Source organism: Testudinibacter sp. 'clade 2', from assembly GCF_006227735.1.
Taxonomy (GTDB): domain Bacteria; phylum Pseudomonadota; class Gammaproteobacteria; order Enterobacterales; family Pasteurellaceae; genus Chelonobacter.
Map to the genome: position 1 here is coordinate 1 of NZ_VDHB01000239.1, position 510 is coordinate 510.

General features: G+C 51.8%; 1 protein-coding gene. It reads right to left on the reverse strand.

Translation table 11 applies throughout. The features are described 5' to 3' along the window. A partial coding sequence (locus tag FHQ30_RS12945) for a hemagglutinin repeat-containing protein (RefSeq protein WP_139612342.1) occupies positions 1–493 on the reverse strand: 493 nt, incomplete at its 3' end. Between the last annotated feature and the right edge of the window lie 17 nt (positions 494–510).

The window sequence follows — 510 nt, forward strand, 5'->3', positions numbered from 1 at the left end:
CTTGGTAGCCGCCATCCCCAGCAAACAGTCCGGATTGTTCTTGCACACTGGCATAATCCGCATTCATCTTCGATTGGTTATAACTCGCCGAGCCTGATACGCCGTAGCCTACCGTGATTTGACCGCTGATATTTTGCTGCTTGCCTGTGTACTGCAAGCTGTCTTGTAAACTGGCAATCGTTAAATCGCCGCCAATATCCGTGTGTATCCCCTTGCCACGCACCACACCGCCGACAATATTCGTGTCACCGCCGCTGATTATCGTCGTGTTGCTCTCTTGCAAACCAACGTGGCTGTTGACCCAACTGCGTTCATCGCCATTGCCGTAACCTCTGCCTAGATTGCCTCCGGCTGTCACACCGAAAGCAAACCCATCATTGCCATAGCTGACGGCAACGCCCGCATTCCAAACGCTGTTTTTATTGTTACTGCGGTTGGACATCGTATCTTGCACCGATTCCAAATTGATACCCACACCATCACTGAACCGCATACAATCCCCTACCGCAC